16 protein-coding genes and 1 tRNA gene are annotated in these 16,524 nt (G+C 57.1%); 12 read left to right on the top strand and 5 right to left on the bottom strand.

The features are described 5' to 3' along the window. Positions 1–226: 226 nt before the first annotated feature. Entirely contained in the window at positions 227–646 is a 420-nt protein-coding gene (locus MUN80_RS25250) for a BLUF domain-containing protein (protein ID WP_244717687.1), read from the bottom strand. 394 nt (positions 647–1,040) lie between these two features. On the opposite strand from MUN80_RS25250, the gene MUN80_RS25245 reads away from it, so the two are divergent. The 3 genes from MUN80_RS25245 to MUN80_RS25235 all read left to right on the top strand — a co-directional run bounded on the left by MUN80_RS25245 (position 1,041) and on the right by MUN80_RS25235 (position 3,130). Continuing rightward, positions 1,041–1,256, top strand: coding sequence for a hypothetical protein (locus MUN80_RS25245; protein ID WP_244717685.1), 216 nt, complete (start codon positions 1,041–1,043; stop codon positions 1,254–1,256). 109 nt (positions 1,257–1,365) lie between these two features. Continuing rightward, positions 1,366–1,833: a translesion error-prone DNA polymerase V autoproteolytic subunit gene (umuD, locus tag MUN80_RS25240; protein ID WP_244717682.1), complete on the top strand. Its 468-nt coding sequence runs from the start codon at positions 1,366–1,368 to the stop codon at positions 1,831–1,833. Next, positions 1,817–3,130, top strand: a complete 1,314-nt coding sequence (locus tag MUN80_RS25235; RefSeq protein WP_244717679.1) for a Y-family DNA polymerase — start codon at positions 1,817–1,819, stop codon at positions 3,128–3,130. The genes umuD and MUN80_RS25235 overlap by 17 nt, the downstream gene beginning before the upstream one ends. 118 nt (positions 3,131–3,248) lie before the next feature. Here MUN80_RS25235 and MUN80_RS25230 read toward each other — a convergent pair. Further along, positions 3,249–3,322, bottom strand: a tRNA-Arg gene (locus tag MUN80_RS25230). A 125-nt stretch (positions 3,323–3,447) separates the two neighbouring features. Then, positions 3,448–4,155 (bottom strand): TVP38/TMEM64 family protein, encoded by a 708-nt coding sequence (locus MUN80_RS25225; RefSeq protein WP_244717676.1) that lies wholly within the window; start codon positions 4,153–4,155, stop codon positions 3,448–3,450. Between the two features lie 215 nt (positions 4,156–4,370). On the opposite strand from MUN80_RS25225, the gene MUN80_RS25220 reads away from it, so the two are divergent. The 3 genes from MUN80_RS25220 to MUN80_RS25210 all read left to right on the top strand — a co-directional run bounded on the left by MUN80_RS25220 (position 4,371) and on the right by MUN80_RS25210 (position 7,455). Then, a complete protein-coding gene (locus MUN80_RS25220) occupies positions 4,371–5,510 on the top strand; it encodes a cystathionine gamma-synthase (protein ID WP_244717674.1) in 1,140 nt (379 codons plus the stop codon). Between the two features lie 192 nt (positions 5,511–5,702). Continuing rightward, a complete protein-coding gene (locus MUN80_RS25215) occupies positions 5,703–6,395 on the top strand; it encodes an SGNH/GDSL hydrolase family protein (RefSeq protein WP_244717671.1) in 693 nt (230 codons plus the stop codon). 76 nt (positions 6,396–6,471) lie between these two features. After that, positions 6,472–7,455, top strand: coding sequence for an MBL fold metallo-hydrolase (locus MUN80_RS25210; protein WP_244717668.1), 984 nt, complete (start codon positions 6,472–6,474; stop codon positions 7,453–7,455). A 149-nt stretch (positions 7,456–7,604) separates the two neighbouring features. Here MUN80_RS25210 and MUN80_RS25205 read toward each other — a convergent pair whose 3' ends face one another. Together MUN80_RS25205 and MUN80_RS25200 are read right to left on the bottom strand one after the other, a co-directional pair. Beyond that, the gene (locus tag MUN80_RS25205) at positions 7,605–9,158 is read right to left on the bottom strand and encodes a putative Ig domain-containing protein (RefSeq protein WP_244717665.1); all 1,554 of its coding nucleotides are present in this window, start codon (positions 9,156–9,158) and stop codon (positions 7,605–7,607) included. Between the two features lie 130 nt (positions 9,159–9,288). Beyond that, a complete protein-coding gene (locus MUN80_RS25200) occupies positions 9,289–10,305 on the bottom strand; it encodes an OmpA/MotB family protein (protein ID WP_244717663.1) in 1,017 nt (338 codons plus the stop codon). Positions 10,306–10,723: 418 nt separating this feature from the next. On the opposite strand from MUN80_RS25200, the gene accD reads away from it, so the two are divergent. From accD to MUN80_RS25170, 6 genes are all read left to right on the top strand, one after another. Next, positions 10,724–11,608 carry an acetyl-CoA carboxylase, carboxyltransferase subunit beta gene (gene accD, locus MUN80_RS25195; protein ID WP_244724964.1) on the top strand — a complete coding sequence of 295 codons (885 nt, stop codon included), beginning with the start codon at positions 10,724–10,726 and terminating at the stop codon, positions 11,606–11,608. A gap of 223 nt (positions 11,609–11,831) precedes the next feature. Continuing rightward, complete coding sequence (locus tag MUN80_RS25190) at positions 11,832–12,572, top strand: YiaD family glycine zipper/OmpA-like lipoprotein (protein ID WP_244717660.1); 741 nt, start codon at positions 11,832–11,834, stop codon at positions 12,570–12,572. Between the two features lie 461 nt (positions 12,573–13,033). Next, positions 13,034–13,744, top strand: coding sequence for a YiaD family glycine zipper/OmpA-like lipoprotein (locus tag MUN80_RS25185; RefSeq protein WP_244717657.1), 711 nt, complete (start codon positions 13,034–13,036; stop codon positions 13,742–13,744). A gap of 143 nt (positions 13,745–13,887) precedes the next feature. Next, positions 13,888–14,646 carry an endonuclease III domain-containing protein gene (locus MUN80_RS25180; RefSeq protein WP_244717654.1) on the top strand — a complete coding sequence of 253 codons (759 nt, stop codon included), beginning with the start codon at positions 13,888–13,890 and terminating at the stop codon, positions 14,644–14,646. A 66-nt stretch (positions 14,647–14,712) separates the two neighbouring features. Then, the gene (locus MUN80_RS25175; protein WP_244717652.1) at positions 14,713–15,696 is read left to right on the top strand and encodes a radical SAM protein; all 984 of its coding nucleotides are present in this window, start codon (positions 14,713–14,715) and stop codon (positions 15,694–15,696) included. 82 nt (positions 15,697–15,778) lie between these two features. After that, positions 15,779–16,297 carry a gamma carbonic anhydrase family protein gene (locus MUN80_RS25170; protein ID WP_244717649.1) on the top strand — a complete coding sequence of 173 codons (519 nt, stop codon included), beginning with the start codon at positions 15,779–15,781 and terminating at the stop codon, positions 16,295–16,297. Positions 16,298–16,524: the final 227 nt, after the last annotated feature.

The following is a 16,524-nucleotide window of genomic DNA, read 5'->3' as shown; positions in this document are numbered from 1 at the left end:
GCTGGGCAGATAAGGTGGGGGCCCTACCTACGCAGCATATTTTAAAATGGATTTTAATCGTGCGTAAAACTATTTTTACCGAGCATAAACACATTTACAACGGATAAAATGCAGTAAAATAAGTAACTACAGACCGCTTACAGCCGTTTTCACTGTGGTATCAATCGGTACCGCATGCCTCTAGATAAAAGGCCCGGCCCACTGGGTCGGGCCTTTTAGCCTAGTGTTAGCCCACGCCAAAGGCGCGCAACAAGGCCTGAATATGGTGCTCGTTCACATCCGGGGCTACGGGCCGACTTGGCTCTACCGTCAGCACCGGCTCAATAGCTGGCAGCGCCACTTGCCCAAAGCCCATAGTCCAGTCGGCAAAGCGCCGCTCGGGTTCGGGTCCTTCGCCGATGGTTACAATCTGGTGATGGCGTCGGTCTTGTTGGATACGCGCATAGAGCGTCCGCACTTCCTGCTGAGGTCCTTCCAGAACCTGCACAAAATAGCCCTCACTGTAGAGCAAAAGCCCCGTAATCTGGTGCTTGGCGTTATAGTCATGGCTCCAGTCGAGCAGCTGCTGTAACTGCGCTTCCGGCATGGGGGCGGTTGCCTGGCTGCGGTAGAGCAGCTGATAGATGCTCGTGTCGAGCAGGTGCAATACCTGTTCTAGTGTTAGTAGGCCTTTCTGATATTGCTCTAATAAATACCGTTCATAGCGGCGCGGAGCTAGTGGCGTATTAGCCGTCATCGCTACTGCCCAGGCGACGGCACGTTGGCGTTGAGGGTTATTATATTCGGAACATAAGGGCATATACAGGCTATACGCAGTCAATAGGGGCTAGATACACCTGTTCTGGATTAATAAATACTGGTTTGCCAGGGGGCCTTTCTGTCGGAGCAACGTAAGCTGGGAAGGAAAAGCGCCAGCACACGTCGGTGCTTTTTTCGTTTCTTGTCTGTATGCTTACTCCCCACCAAAATCGCGACGAGTGGGCCGGCGTGCTGGGCCTGGCCGGTATGCTGCTCACGATGCTGCTTTACCACCTCTGCCAATGATTATCCTCTACAACGACGGCAAGGGCAAGCCCAACTCCTACGAGGCCCGCTTCGATGTGAGCCCCGAACATGAGCTCTCCTCGACGGTGGAGCACCTCTACGGCTTTGGGGCCGACGCCCAGGGTGCCATTGCGAATTTACGGCTACGAGTAGCTGAGCGCATTGCGCTCCTACAGGCGCTCGACTACAGCGAATTTCGAGAGAGTAGGTAGTCTATAAATTGAAATGTAGAAACATTGCTATAACTAATTTTAGTAGCTGCTTTATGCTAATTTAATTAGCAATCCGTATCATTGCGACAAACCCTGTTGTGTTGTTGCTATGAGCCGAGTTGTTGTCCTCAATGTTTTGCGGAAGCCCTTGCTGCTTCCTTTCTTTCAATCCCGGGTCCCAGCCGGCTTTCCGTCGCCTGCCGAGGACCACATGGGGGTGAAGCTGGACCTGAATGCCTTGCTGCTTTCTCACCCCCACGCCACGTACCTAGTGATGGTGGAGGGGCACAGTATGACTGGCGGCCGCTCTGGCATTCAGGACGGCGCCTTGCTGGCCGTCGACTGCCGGCTTAAACCGCGCCATGACGACATTATCATTGCCGTTGTGGAGGGCCAGCATACGGTTAAGCGTCTCATTCAGCGCGGCCAGGACTGGTGGCTGGTACCGGATAATCCACTGTACCCATCCATTCCGCTCACTGGGGAGCCTGACCTCTACGACTGCTGGGGCGTCGTCACCCACGTTGTCACGGAAACCCGCCCAGGAAGACTTTCGCGCTATGTTCGCGTTAGTTGATTGCAACAACTTCTACGTTTCGTGTGAGCGGACTTTTCAGCCGCACCTGGAGGGGAAGCCCGTCGTGGTGCTTTCCAACAATGACGGGTGCGTTGTTTCGCGCTCAGCGGAGGCCAAGGCCCTAGGCATCCCGATGGGGGAGCCCTACTTCAAAGCCAAGCCCGTGCTGGACCAGCACGGCGGCCATGTGCTGTCGAGCAACTACGCGCTCTACGGGGATATTTCCCGTCGCGTGATGGGTCATTTAGCCGACGTGGCGCCCGGCGTTGAAATCTACTCGATTGACGAGGCCTTCCTCGACGTAGCCGGCATGGAGCGCTGGCTCGGAGGGCTCGATGCCTACGCCCGGCGGATACGCGCTGAGATTCGGCAGTATACCCACATCCCGACTTGCATTGGCATTGCCCCCACCAAGACCCTAGCCAAGCTGGCTAACCGCGTGGCCAAGAAGCGCCCGGAGCTGGAGGGGGTGCTGTATCTGGACACGGAAGAGCGGCGGCTCTGGGCTCTGGAGCAAGTGGCTGTCGAGGATGTCTGGGGCATCGGCCATCAGTATGCACAGAAGCTGCATTCCTATGGCGTGAGCACGGCCGCGCTGCTGGCCCGGGTCAAGGAGCCCTGGGCTCGCAAGCACCTGGGCGGGGTCGTCGGTGCCCGGCTGGTGCGCGAGCTGCAGGGCTACCCGTGCCTGACGATGGCCCCGAGCGAGGACGGAACCCTATCGCGGCAGAGCATTGCCTGCACGCGCACCTTTGGTAAAACGCTTACAGCCTACCAGGACGTGCTGGGTGCGGTAGCTGCCTTCACCACGCGCGCGGCCGAGAAGCTGCGCCGCCAGGGCTCGGCCGTGAACATGCTCACGGTCTTTATCAGCAAGAACCGCTTTGGCACCGAGCCGCCACCTTACACGTATTCCAGCACGCTGCACCTGCCAGTGCTCACCAGCGACACGGCCGAGTTGATCCGCTACGCCCGCACGCTGCTTAAGCGCCTCTGGCTGCCTGGCACCCACTACAAGAAGGCAGGGGTGGTGTTCGATGGGCTGGAGGCGGCCGGCCAGCAGCAACTCAGCTTGTTTGAGGCCACGGCACAGACCGAGCAGCGCGTACGGCTCATGGCGGAGCTGGACAAACTCAACTCGCGCTACGGCAGCGGCACGGTCGGCTTTGCGGTATCGTTAGCTGGTAGTGCTGGTAAAGAAGGGGAGTGGACAGGTAAGAGGCAACTACGGACGCCGGCCTATACCACCCGCATGGAGGAATTATGGCGCATCAAGATGGATGGGGCTTGCCTCTAAGCGGCCGCTTGGGCGAGAGCGGGGCGACATATACTGGCCGTTGGTCGCACACTGTTTCGCACACCGAAAACAAAAAACCCTCTTTGCGAGCTGCAAAGAGGGTTTTTCTGGTATCCTGTGGTCGTATAAGGAGTCGAACCTTAAACCTTCTGATTCGTAGTCAGATGCTCTATCCAATTGAGCTATACAACCATTTACCGTTTTGGTGCTGCAAAGATAAGAGCAAAAATTCGGCTCAAGCAAATAGGAGGTGAAAATTCTTCTGAAAAAAGACCCTAAGAAAGCACAAATCGTTGAAAACCAGTTTTAAATTTTTGCTATCCAGCGCTGCTGCGGCTCAGGGCCCGCTTTAGAGCTCGGTTGAAAACGTAGTAGAGGCCGAAAAGCGAAATAATAATCAGGCCGATGAGCAGCAGCTTGCCCGCCGTGCCAGTGTCAGGGTTATTAACAAGGGCAACTACATCCTGAGCTTTGGTGCCGAGCCAGTAGAAAAACAGACTTCGAGGTAGCATCCCTACCACGCTGCCAAGCAGAAACCGGCGCCGGTCGATGCGCATCACGGCCAGTACGAAGGTCATTAGGGCGAAGGGCAGCACCGGCGAAATGCGGGTGAGGATGATGAGCTGCAGGCTTTCATTTTTCAGCTCCCGCATCACGGCGTCGGCTTTGGGAAAGTGGTGCAGAAACGTGGTCATCTTGCCGTGGTCGAGGCGGGAAGCCACTTCGTAGCCGACCAGCGCCGCCAACGCGTAGGCAATGACCATACCCGGCAGGCCCGCCCAGTCGAAGTAAAAACCCGTGACTAGGGCCACGAACGTAGTGGGAGTAAGGGCAAAGGCCATCGTGACGCCGATAACCACAAAATACAGCAGCACCTGGCCCAGCGACAGATGCTGCAGCAAATCCTGGTACTGGTAGAGCAGAAAGGTGAGCGAGGCACTGCCCACAACGGGCATGGCCACCAGCATGCCCATGGAGAGCAGGGTGGAGGCATTTTTTTGGAGGAGCTCTTTGAAAAAAGCCATAAGCAGCGGCAAAAGCAGTCGGGAGGGGGGCGGAACAAGCCAGGTCGAAGGTAGAACGAAAGTACTCGACAGAAGGCTGCCCAGTGCCAAATCCTGTTGGTGCTGGCGCAGCGGCAGCTGTCACCAGGAAACTTTTCTGCCGGCTACCTTCTTACCTTTGGCGCCCTAAGCTCCGAGCTACGCGTCTTCCTTGTTGATTCCGTAATACCTCACCCATGAAATTCGGTACCAAAGCCATCCATGCCGGCGTGCATCCTGACCCCACCACCGGGGCTATTATGACGCCCATCTACCAGACCTCGACCTACGTGCAGCGCTCCCCCGGCGACCACAAAGGCTACGAATACTCGCGCACCCATAACCCCACCCGCACCCAGTTGCAGGACGCGCTGGCCGCCCTCGACAACGGCAAGCACGGCCTGGCCTTTGCCTCGGGTATGGCCGCCACCGACTGCGTTATCAAGCTGCTGCAGCCCGGCGACGAGGTGATTTCGACCAACGACCTCTACGGCGGCTCTTACCGCATCTTCACCAAAGTATACGAGCCCCTGGGCATCAAATTCCACTTTGTGCCCATGCATGATATGGAAGCCGTGCGGGCCAAGGTAACCGAGCGTACCAAGCTGATTTGGGTCGAAACACCCACCAACCCGCTGCTCAACGTCATTGATATTGCTGCCGCCGCTCAAGTGGCCAAGGAGGCCGGCGCCCTGTTGGTCGTCGACAACACCTTCTCGACGCCGTACCTTCAAACTCCGCTGGAGCTGGGTGCCGACATCGTGGTGTACTCCCTGACTAAATACATGGCTGGCCATTCTGATACCGTGATGGGCGCCATCGTACTCAACGACGACCAAGTGCATGAGCGCCTGAGCTTCTACCAGAACGCCTGCGGCGGCACGCCTGGCCCCCAGGACTGCTTCCTGGTGCTGCGCGGCCTCAAAACCCTGCACATCCGGATGCAGCGCCACTGCGAAAACGGCCGCGCTGTGGCCGAATACCTCAAGGCCCACCCCAAGGTGGAGAAAGTGTTCTGGCCCGGCTTTACTGACCACCCTAACCACGAAGTAGCCGCCCGGCAGATGAACGACTTCGGGGGCATGATTTCTTTCGTGCTGCAGGGCGACCGGAAAGAGGACGCCGTGGCCGTACTGGAGAAATTCCAGCTGTTTTCGTTGGCCGAAAGCCTCGGTGGGGTGGAAAGCCTCTCGGGCCACCCCGCCACCATGACCCACGCCAGCATTCCGGCCGAAGCCCGCAAGGCCGCCGGCCTCTCCGACTCCCTGATTCGCCTCAGCGTGGGCATCGAGGACGTGGAAGATTTGATTGAGGACCTCAAGCAGGCCATCGGCTAAACGCGGGGTACGCTGTTGTTCAACCTGACGTAGGCTCCGCCTATGTTTTATGGGAAGCTGGATGAAATTCATCCGGCTTCCCATAATTTTTATCCGGGCTCCTGTGAATTTTATGCGGTGGCACGGCTGAGAGCTGGGGCCAATCTGCGGGCCGGCTGCGGCCGTATATGGGGGAGGTTCTTTCTGTTACTTATGCGTCTGCTGCTTTTTCTGTGCCTTTTCATCGGCTTTGGTTGTACCCAGGATGAAGCTGAGCGGCCGATGCCCAGCAGCAGCCCGGGCACGGATATTCCCGCCTCCGGCAGTACATATCTGGCCCTGGGCGACTCGTATACCATCGGGCAGGGAGTGGCTGAAGCCGACCGGTGGAGCAGGCAGCTGGCCCAGGCCGCCGGCTTGGCTTCGCCCGTCATTATTGCCCGCACCGGCTGGACCACTTCCGAGCTGCAACGGGCTATTGAGGCGGCCAATATTCAGAAAACCTACGACCTGGTGTCCTTGATGATTGGGGTGAACAACCAATTTCGGGGGCAGCCCCAGGCCACGTACCGCACCGAGTTTCGGCAATTGCTGGGCACGGCCACCGGGCTTGCTGGCAACCGACCGGGGCGGGTCTTTGTGCTGTCGATTCCGGACTGGGGCCGTTCCCCCTTTGGCCAGTCCTACGATCAGGCCCAGATCAGTCGGGAAATCGACCAGTTCAACGCCGTAGCGCGCGACGAGTGCCAGCAGGCCGGAGTCGTGTTCGTTGACGTGACTTCCGCCACCCGAGCTGCCGCGGGCGATGCCACCCAATTTGCTCCCGACGGCCTCCACTACTCAGGCCGGCAGATGCAGCTCTGGGTGCAGCAGGCCCTGCCAGTGGTACGAACGGCGCTGAAATAAAGTGGGGTGAGTAAAGTATCCGGCCCAGCCGCTCGTCTAAGGCAGCAGTATTCGGATTCTTCTTATCTCTTCCCGCATGAAAACCGCCTCGCAGTTTACCGGCAAAAAGTACCTGAATTCTATTCCCACGGGCATGTCGATGGACTACGGCCGGATGATGAGCCGCTGGCTGCGTGGCACGGAGGAGCGGGAGCCCAAAAAGCCGCTGGGGCCGTTTCGGGCCGACGTGGCGGCGCTGGCCGAGCCCGTGCCCGCCACCGCTCTGCGCGTGACGTGGTTTGGCCATTCCTCGACGCTGGTCGAGCTGGACGGCAAGCGGATTCTGACCGACCCGGTGTGGCGGCTGCGGGCTTCGCCGCTGAGTATGGCCGGGCCTAAACGCTTTTTCTCGCCCCCGCTTCAACTGGCCGAATTACCCCTGCTCGACGCCGTCGTGTTATCCCACGACCATTACGACCACCTCGACAAAGACGCCATTCGGGAGTTGGGGCGCACGGGTGTGCCCTTCTTTTGCCCGCTCGGCGTGGGTGGGCACCTGCGCCGCTGGGGCGTGCCGACCGGCCAGATAACCGAGCTGGACTGGTGGCAGGAGGCAACGCTGGGCTCCACGCACACACTGGTGGCTACGCCGGCCCGGCACTTTTCAGGTCGCCGCCTCACCCGCGACAATACGCTCTGGGCCTCTTGGTGCTTGCTGGGCCCCACGCACCGCGCCTTTTTCGGCGGCGACTCCGGCCCATACGAAGCCGGGTTCCGGGAAATCGGGGCGGCCTACGGACCATTTGATCTGGTGATGCTGGAAGTCGGGGCTTACGACGAGCTGTGGGCCGATATTCACATGGGCCCCGACCACGCCCTGGCGGCGCACCGGGCTCTGGGTGGTGGGGCGTTTTTGCCGTTGCACTGGGCCACGTTCAACCTGGCTTTCCATGCCTGGACCGAGCCCGCCGAGCGCCTGGTGGCCGCCGCTGGCCCCGAGGTACCACTGTTGCTGCCCGCGCCCGGCCAGCGGGTGGAAGTAGCGGCCGGGCCGTTACCGGGGCAGTGGTGGCGGCACTAGGGTGGTTTCCTGCCTGAATTAAATTCGGGAAGCGGAACCGCTGCCCGTGCATAGCTTGAGAAACTGGGTTAACGGCAACCCCTCTACCATACAAAAGGGCGGATTTCCTTACGTAGGAAACCCGCCCTCCTTGCTGATTGAACAATGTATTACTGAGCAGCCGAGCGTAACAGACGCGCTACTTGCCGACCGTCGATGCTGCGAGCAAAATATAGACCGGCCGGCACCGTCGCCGTTGGCTGCCATACCACTAGGCCGTCGGGGCGGCTGGTCAGGTGGGCTACTTCGCGGCCCAACTCATCGGTAACGACGACGGCCTGCGTGCGGCGGGCTTCCAGCTGAAACTGCACTTGGTCGTGGAAAGGTAGGGGGAAGGCCGTCAGAATATGGGGTTGAGCAGCTTTAGCAGCCAACGTTGGCGACCCGACTAAGAAGGTAATGGTCCGGACTTCGGTGCCATTAAGGGGGCAGCCATTATCGGCTACGGTGACATTGAAGGAGTAGCGGCCGGCCTTTAGGGTAGCCGGTACCTCCCAGGTGAGAAGACCCTGAGTTGCTCCTGTCGTTTGAAAAGAAGCGCCCGGAACTACCGAGGCCGCATCACTGCTGAAGCGCACGGTTTGGCCCGCGTCGGGGTCGGTAGCGTTGAGCGTAACCGAAACCGTCTGGCCCGCTGCTACGCGAATGGGCTGATCGAGGGCCTGGGCGGATTGGCCGTTGCCAACCCGCAAGCCACTCACACGCGGATTGCGGTTGCCACTACCCACAAATACGGAGTATATTACGTCCCGCGTCACACTGCCAATCTTGACCCAGCTGCCGTTTAACTTTCGGAACTCATTTACGCGGACGGCCACCACATAAGGCCCAACCTTGCTGATAACCGGAAAAGCCTCTAGCTCTCCGGTAGCCGCGTTAAGTTGGAAAAAGGGCGTTGCCACACCATTCCCAATTTGGAAGGAGAATAGTGGGTTTTCAGGCGAATACGTCCGGGCGGGGTAGTTTACCGTCTGACCACTAACCGGGTCCTGCAATACCCCCGCTTCGTAACTGGTGTAAGGGATGGGAAAGCCGCAGAAGGTTTGCTGGCCGTTGCCAGCCTGGGGCTGCACGGATTGGTAAGCTAAAGAGTCGCCATCCACATCAAAGGCCGTAAAGCTGTAGCGGTGCGGCTGGCTGGCACATAGGTAAGGCAGAGTAAAGGACGTAAACTTAGGGGAGTTGTTAACGAGCTGGGAAGTGTTATCCAGGAAGGATTCTATATGAAAACCCCTATCTTCGGAACGCTCAATATTGCGCATACCAAATGAGCGGTTCTCTTCATTCAAGCTCAGCGTCCAGACGCCCGGGGGCAATTGCACAGTGCCTTCAAAAACGGTTATCAGGTAGCTAAAGTCGCCCGTGCAGCCCAGCGGGGAAGTAGTAATTCGGGAAATGCGCGTTAACTCTGTCGAGAAACGCTCAGCATTTATTGAACAATTACCCTTGGTCACCGTCAGCGTAGGACGCGTAGACTCAATGTTGGTCTGGAGGTACTCCTGATACAACCGGGCCGTCACCTTGTATTCATTCGGGCGGGCAAGGTTGCCAGTGTATTCATACAGCAACTCGCCACCCAGAATATGGCTGGCATAAGTTGTGGCCGTATTGCTAAGCCAGATTATAGCAATAAGCAAAAGCGAGAGTGGGAATCTTGGACGCATAAAGGTGGGTAATAGTGAAACTATAGAAAGAAATGGGCGACAAAAAGAAAGCAGCCCGAAGGCTGCTTTGGTAAAAAATATACCCTGAAAGTACTATATATCCAGCTTGGAAGCAACCCTTGTAAATAGCTTATTTACCGGAAGTTGCCGAAGTCGAGTTCGAGTCCAGAATCTTGAGCAGCTCATTGAGCTTGGGCGTCAGGATAATTTCGGTGCGGCGGTTCAGGGCTTTGTTGCCCGGCGAGTCGTTTTGGACTACCGGAATGTATTGGCTGCGGCCTGAGGCCGTAATCCGCTGGGGCTCCACGCCGCCGCTCGTAATGAGGCGGGCAATTTCGGTGGCCCGCAGCACGCTCAAATCCCAGTTGTCCTGCATGGCGGCCGTGGGCCGATTGAAGGGTACGTTGTCGGTGTGGCCTTCCACCACCACGTTCACATCGGGCTGGGTTTTGAGCACCGCCGCCAGCTGCTTCAGGGCCTCCTGGCCCTTGGGGTCCACTTTAGTCGAGCCCGTCTTGAACAGCAGCTGCTCCGACAGGGACACGTACACCTTGCCGTCCTTCATTTTTACTTGCAGATCGGTACCCTGGAAGCCGCGTAGGGCGTTGCTCACGCTGGCCCGCAGGTCATTCACGGCTTTGTCCTTATCGGCCAGAGCCTGGGTCAGCTCGGCCAGCTTGGCTTCGCGCACCTTCAGGTCAACATTCAGCTTGTCGATATCGGCTTTACTGCGGCGCAGGTTGGTATCCAGCTCGCCCAGCTCAGCCTCGCGGCGGGCTAGGTCCTTGGCTACTTTGTTGTAGTCGGCCGACTTATCGGCCATGGCCCGGTCGCTGTTTTTGAGTAGTTTGTCGTAGCTGTCGGTGAGTTGGGTGTAGAGCGAGCGGGTGCGGCGCAGGGCATTGCCAGTCTGGGCCGAATCCTCCGTGAGGCGCTTGTTGGCCAGGCGCATTTCGGTGAGCTCATCGGTGGTTTTTTTCAGCTCGGCCACAGCCTGCCGCTGCTGGCGCTCGGCTTCGGCCTTGCCCTGCTCAGTGGCTTGCTGCCGGGCGCGCAGGTCGTCGTATTTTTTGGACGCCACGCAGCCCGGCAGCGTCGTGCCCGCCAGCACAGCCAGGCCCAGCAGGAAAGAAGAAGTTTTTTTCACGCAGGTATTATCTTAAATAAGCACAAACAGGGTCTGCTTTCGTAGTCAATCAGCATCCCCGCGGCAAGGTAGCGAGGCTCGGCCGGATCTGCCAGTCACAGCCCGCCACCGTCGGTTTTTCGACCTATATTTGGTTAGGTTTTCGTATTTCTCTTTCCTAAGTACCCCTATGGCCGCTTCTCTTGCTCCAGGCGCCGAAACCCAGGCGCTGCTCCATGCCATTCAGGACACTTGCCTCGACCAAACGATTACGCTTGCGTAAAAGCCCGGAAGCCCGCCGCCCGGCACATAGCAATGTAATCGGGCGGCTGCCTTACCTTTGCCAACCACACACTCGCTGAAAGTACCCCCTGTATTGGCCATAGGCCGTTACTTGTCGTACTTTGCAGCTTCCCACTATCTAAGAATGACTTCCGCAATGTCTTGGTTTAAGCGCGTAGAGAAAGGCATCGTCACCCCGACGGAGCAGAAGAAGGAGACGCCCGACGGTCTGTGGTATAAGTGCCCCGAGTGCAAAACGGTGGCTACCATGGCCGAGCACAAACGGCTGCTCTATACCTGCGCCAAATGCAACCACCACGACCGGGTCGACTCGGCCGAGTACTTTGAAATTCTGTTCGACCACAACCAGTTTACCGAGCTGGATGCGAACCTGACTTCCGGCGACCCGCTCCATTTCGTCGATACCAAAGCGTATCCGCAGCGCGTGGCGGCCACTCAGAAGAGCACTGGCCTGAAAGATGCCGTGCGCACCGCCCATGGCCGCCTCAATGGCCTGGAACTGGTAGTAGCCTGCATGGACTTCAAATTTATCGGTGGCTCCATGGGCTCGGTGGTAGGTGAGAAAATTGCCCGCGCCATCGATTATGCCCGCCAACACCGCATTCCGTTCCTGATGATTTCCAAATCGGGTGGGGCGCGCATGATGGAGGCTGGCTACTCGCTGATGCAGATGGCCAAAACCTCCGCTAAGCTGGCGCTGCTGTCGGAGGCTGGCATTCCCTACATTTCCATGCTCACTGACCCTACCACGGGCGGCGTTACGGCTTCCTTCGCCATGCTCGGCGACTTCAACATTGCCGAGCCCGGGGCCCTGATCGGCTTTGCTGGTCCCCGGGTTATCAAGGAAACCATCGGCAAGGACCTGCCCAAGGATTTTCAGAGCTCCGAATTTGTGCTGGAGCACGGCTTCCTCGATTTTATCGTTGACCGCAAAGACCTTAAGCAGCGCCTCACCGATTTGCTCACCATGTTGCGGCCTGCGGAAGTCACTGTGCCTCAGCCCCAACCTACGTTAGGCTAGCACCGGTGGCATTTTCGGCAAGCTTTTTGGAAAAAGCCCGTTTAACGTACAACAGGTGCGTTGAGCGGGCTTTCTTCTTGCTCTCGGCGAAAAAAATAAACAGTTGTTCAGCTTCGTATAGGCTGCTGTCTATATTTGGCGAACATTTTGCCAATAAGTCAAGTAAGCACATCCGGATTGCTAAGTAAACCCGCTCTTTTTTCCTTCCACCAATTCTCTTCTGATGAAATCTCCTAAATCCCTTCTGGCTCTGTTCATGGCCCTGACCATGTTCCTCGGCTCCTGCGCCTCATCGCAGCCCGCCAGCCAGCCCGACCTTTCTACGAACAACGGCACGGGCGCCCGTAAAACTGGTATGAGCAAAACGGCCAAAGGTGGCCTGATTGGTGCCGGTGCCGGTGCTGCTGCCGGTGCCGTACTGGGCCGCGTAATCGGTGGTAAAAATGGTACTGCTGCTGGGGCTATCATTGGTGCTGCTGTCGGTGGTACCGGCGGTGCTCTGATTGGCCGCAAAATGGACAAGCAGGCCGAAGAACTGCAGCGCGACATGAAAAACGCCCGCGTTGAGCGGGTAGGCGAGGGTATCAAAATTACCTTCGACTCGGGCATCCTGTTCGATACCAACAAGTCTGACCTGCGGGCCGCTTCGCAAAGCGAAATCACCAAAATGGCTGAAGTGCTGAAGAAGTATCCCGACACCAACGTTATTGTAGAAGGCCACACCGACAATTCTGGTTCGGATGCCATCAACCAGCCGCTGTCGGAGCGCCGGGCTCAGGCTGTAGCCAACTACACCATTGGCCAAGGGGTTGATGCTTCCCGCGTTCAGACGAAAGGATATGGCTCGTCGCAGCCCGTAGCCGACAATACCACGGCCGAAGGCAAGCAGGCTAACCGCCGCGTAGAGGTAGCCATTTTCGCCAACGAGAAAATGAAGAAGGCTGCCGAAAACGGCACCCTGTAAGCTGATAAGTAAAGCTTCGAGATAAAAAGGCCGCACCACTCTGGTGCGGCCTTTTTTAATTTCTTTTTTTAGACGGTAACCAGCCCATAATGCTTTGCTTGTTGAGTAAGATAAATTCAGACTAATTAGTTTGAATCAGTAAGGAGTTGTAGAAAATAGATTTATGTTAAAATAAATAATTGTAGGCTAGGAATAAAAGAGTGGGTTTAAATAAGCTGCAGCTTGCAATAACTTCTCATTGTTTGGCGTTATGCAAAACAATTTAGCTTCTCTAAAAGCCTCTTAGTAGGCTCTAATAGCAGTTTTTAAACTTTTTTTCGGCTCGTGCCACAGTTTGGCAAGGGGATTGCAAAATGCTTAACAGCAAACGATCAAGCTCGCTGGTAAAAGCGGGTGTTCGTTTTTCAAAAGAAAAACCTCTGCATATTTACATCACACCAAAAACACAAACTCCTTACAAGATGAAAACCCTTCGTTCGTATATCGCATTCATGATGGCAGTGTTGCTGCTGGGCACCAACTATGCCCAGGCTCAGACGACGACTCCCACGGAGAAAAAGCCTTGGAGCAAAACGGCTAAAGGCGCTATTATCGGTGGTTTGGGTGGTGCCGCTGGTGGTGCCGTACTGGGCCGTGTAATTGGTGGTAAGTCGGGTACGGCCAAAGGCGCAATTATCGGTGCTGCCGTGGGTGGTGGTGCTGGTGCCCTGATCGGTCGTCGCATGGACAAGCAGGCTGCTGAGCTGAAGCGTGAGATGGCTGGTGCCCGGGTAGAGCGGGTTGGTGAAGGCATCAAAATTACCTTCGATTCGGGCCTGCTGTTCGCCAAGAACTCGGCTGCTCTGACCTCGACGGCCCAGGAGAACATTGCTGAGTTGGCTAAGACCCTCATCAAGTACAATGACACGAACGTAATCGTGGAAGGCCACACCGACACTAGCGGTTCGGATGCCGTCAACGATCCTCTGTCGCAGCGCCGGGCTCAGGCTGTAGCTAACTACGCTCAGCAGCAAGGGGTAGATGCTTCGCGCTTCACGGTAACGGGTTACGGCTCGAAGCAGCCGGTAGCCGACAACTCGACCGAAGCTGGCCGGATTGCTAACCGCCGCGTGGAAGTTGCCATCTTCGCTAACGAAAAGCTGAAGAAGGCTGCCGAAAAAGGCACTATCTAAGCACTTACGCTGTCAAATTTGAAAAGGCGGTGCCCTCGGGTGCCGCCTTTTTTTGTGCCCGAAACCGAACTGTAACTGCCGGTAAAACCATCTATGGACCCTTGCAGGGCAACCCCGTCGGAGCTGGAGCGGTACAACCAGACATGACTGATGCCTATTCGCTGCCCGCCGCCGACAAGACTTGGCAGGACCACGTGATTTTAAATGAGTTTTTCGGGCCTCTGGACCCTAAGCCACGTCGCACGCCCATGCGGGAGCTAATCAGCACGCTGCTTTCGCACCGCACGACCCACCACGACGAGGAACTGGCCTACGACCGGATGCTGGAGGCTTTTGGGGATTGGGAAGGTGTGCTGGCCGTGCCCACGGTCGACTTAGCGCATGCCATTCGTACCACCCGCTGGCCCGACACGCAAGCTCCCCGCATCCAGGAGATTCTGCGCCGCATCAAGGAGGAGCAGGGCAGTTTTACGCTCGATTTCCTGGCCGAGTGGCCGGTCGAGAAGGGATTGGAATGGCTAACCAATATGCCAGGTATTGGGTTAAAGACTGCCTCGTTGGTATTACTCTTCAACTACCAGAAGCCGGTGCTGCCCGTCGATACGCACGTGCACCGGGTAGCCCAGCGCGTGGGCATGATCGGGCCGAAAGTATCAGTGGAAAAAGCGCATCAGGTGCTTTTGGCGCAGCTGCCCAAGGATGCCTTAGTGCTGCTCAACTTTCATAAGCACAACTATTGGCACGGGCAGCACATCTGCTTTTTTACCAAACCCGACTGCCCTAATTGCCCGTTGAAAGGCTTCTGCAACTACTACCTGGAGCACTACGGACCCGCCACGCCCGAAGCCCTAGCGGCCACTCCCAAACAATGGGACCTAGGCCGCGGTATTCTGCAGCACTAAAGCTAATAGCGGTGCGGAGCCGGTTCGGCGCTTTCTCCTCTAACTCCTGCGTACCTTTAGGCCATTATGCGGATTGTTCGTCACCCGGTGCTTTGCAATTACTACGTCACGTACCGGTGCAACGCCCGGTGCTCGTTTTGTGATATCTGGGAGAAACCCTCGCCTTATATTCAACTCGCCGACGTAGAGCAGAACCTACGGGACCTGAAGCGCCTGGGCGTGAGTGTGGTCGACTTTACTGGCGGTGAGCCGCTGCTGCATCGTCAGATTCACGAGTTTGTGGGCCTGGCCCACGACATGGGCTTTATTACTACGCTCACCACCAACTGCCTGCTCTACCCCAAGTACGCCGAAAAATTGAAGGGTAAGGTAGATATGCTGCATTTTTCCCTCGACGCCTCCGAGAAGGAAGTGCACGACAAAGGCCGGGGCGTGGCTTGCTACGACTTCGTGCTGGAAAGTATCCGCGTAGCCAAAGAGCTGGGGGAGCGGCCCGATATTCTGTTTACCGTGTTCCGCGAGAACCTGCACGACCTGGAAGCCGTGTACCGCGACATTGCCCAACCCAATGGCCTGATGCTCATTATCAATCCCGCTTTTGAATACAATAGCGTGGAAACCGGAGAGCAGCTGACCACGGCCGAGCTGGATTACCTGTCTGCGTTTGGCAAAAAACGCGGCGTGTACCTGAACGAGGCTTTTATCCAGCTGCGCAAAGACGGCGGCAACCACGTGGCCGCGCCCGTGTGTAAGGCCGCTAGCACCACGCTGGTCATTTCGCCCAGCAACGAACTGGTTGTGCCCTGCTACCATTTAGGTGAACAGAAATTTCCCATCCAGGGCCAGCTCTACGACCTGTACCAGTCGCCGGAAGTAGGGCGGATGGTGGCTCTGGAAGGCCGGTTGCCCCAGTGTGAGGGCTGCACTATTAACTGCTATATGCAGCCCAGCTTTGCGGTGGAAATCAACAAATACTTCTGGCAGGCCTTGCCCAGCACCCTGAAGTACAACGTGCAGAAAGGCACCTGGCGGCGGATGCTGGCTCGCTAGGCAGAGAAATAGTGAGTTTTTTATTCTTGCGACTCTGGTTGTCCCGTTAGAACAGCAACTCACCATTTCACTAGTTCACCCTATGCCAGCTTTGATTCTGCCGGTTCACGGTATTCTCCCGACCCTGGGTACCAACTGCTTTGTGGCCGATAATGCTACCATTATCGGCGACGTGCTGCTGGGCGCTGACTGCACCGTGTGGTTTAACGCTGTTATTCGCGGCGACGTGAACAGCATCCGCATTGGCGACAAAACCAACATCCAGGACGGGGCCGTGCTGCACTGCACCTACCAGAAAGCCGCTACCACTGTGGGCTCCCGCGTCAGTATCGGGCACAAAGCCATTGTGCATGGCTGCACCATCCATGACGACGTGCTGATCGGAATGGGGGCTATTGTGATGGACCAGGCCGTGGTAGGGCAGGGGTGCATCATTGCCGCCGGGGCCGTGGTGCTGGAAAATACCCAGTGTGAGCCGGGCTACTTATACGCCGGAATTCCGGCCCGTAAAATCAAGCCGGTAACGGACGAGCAGCGCGCCAACCTGAGCCGCACTGCTGATAACTACGTGCTCTACGCCAGCTGGCTTAAACCGGAGTAGCCAACCAGCTTCTGCGCGGGTTGTGCAGGCCCGTATTAGCCTATTGATGATTTCGTAGCCTTTGAAGACTTCCTGAGAGAAGTCTTCAAAGGCGTTTGGATTGCTATCGATATCGGTATGCTTCTGGTTGTATTGCAGGTAGTGGCCGAGAGCTAGCCGTTTCTGAAACGCTCTATTACCAAAAAAGCCCATTCTCGGCCGAGAATGGGCTTTTTTGATAGGCTTCC

This window comes from Hymenobacter cellulosivorans (genome assembly GCF_022919135.1).
Taxonomy (GTDB): domain Bacteria; phylum Bacteroidota; class Bacteroidia; order Cytophagales; family Hymenobacteraceae; genus Hymenobacter; species Hymenobacter cellulosivorans.
The sequence above is the reverse complement of the archived record's forward strand: the minus strand, read 5'-3'. Positions and strand labels throughout refer to the sequence as shown.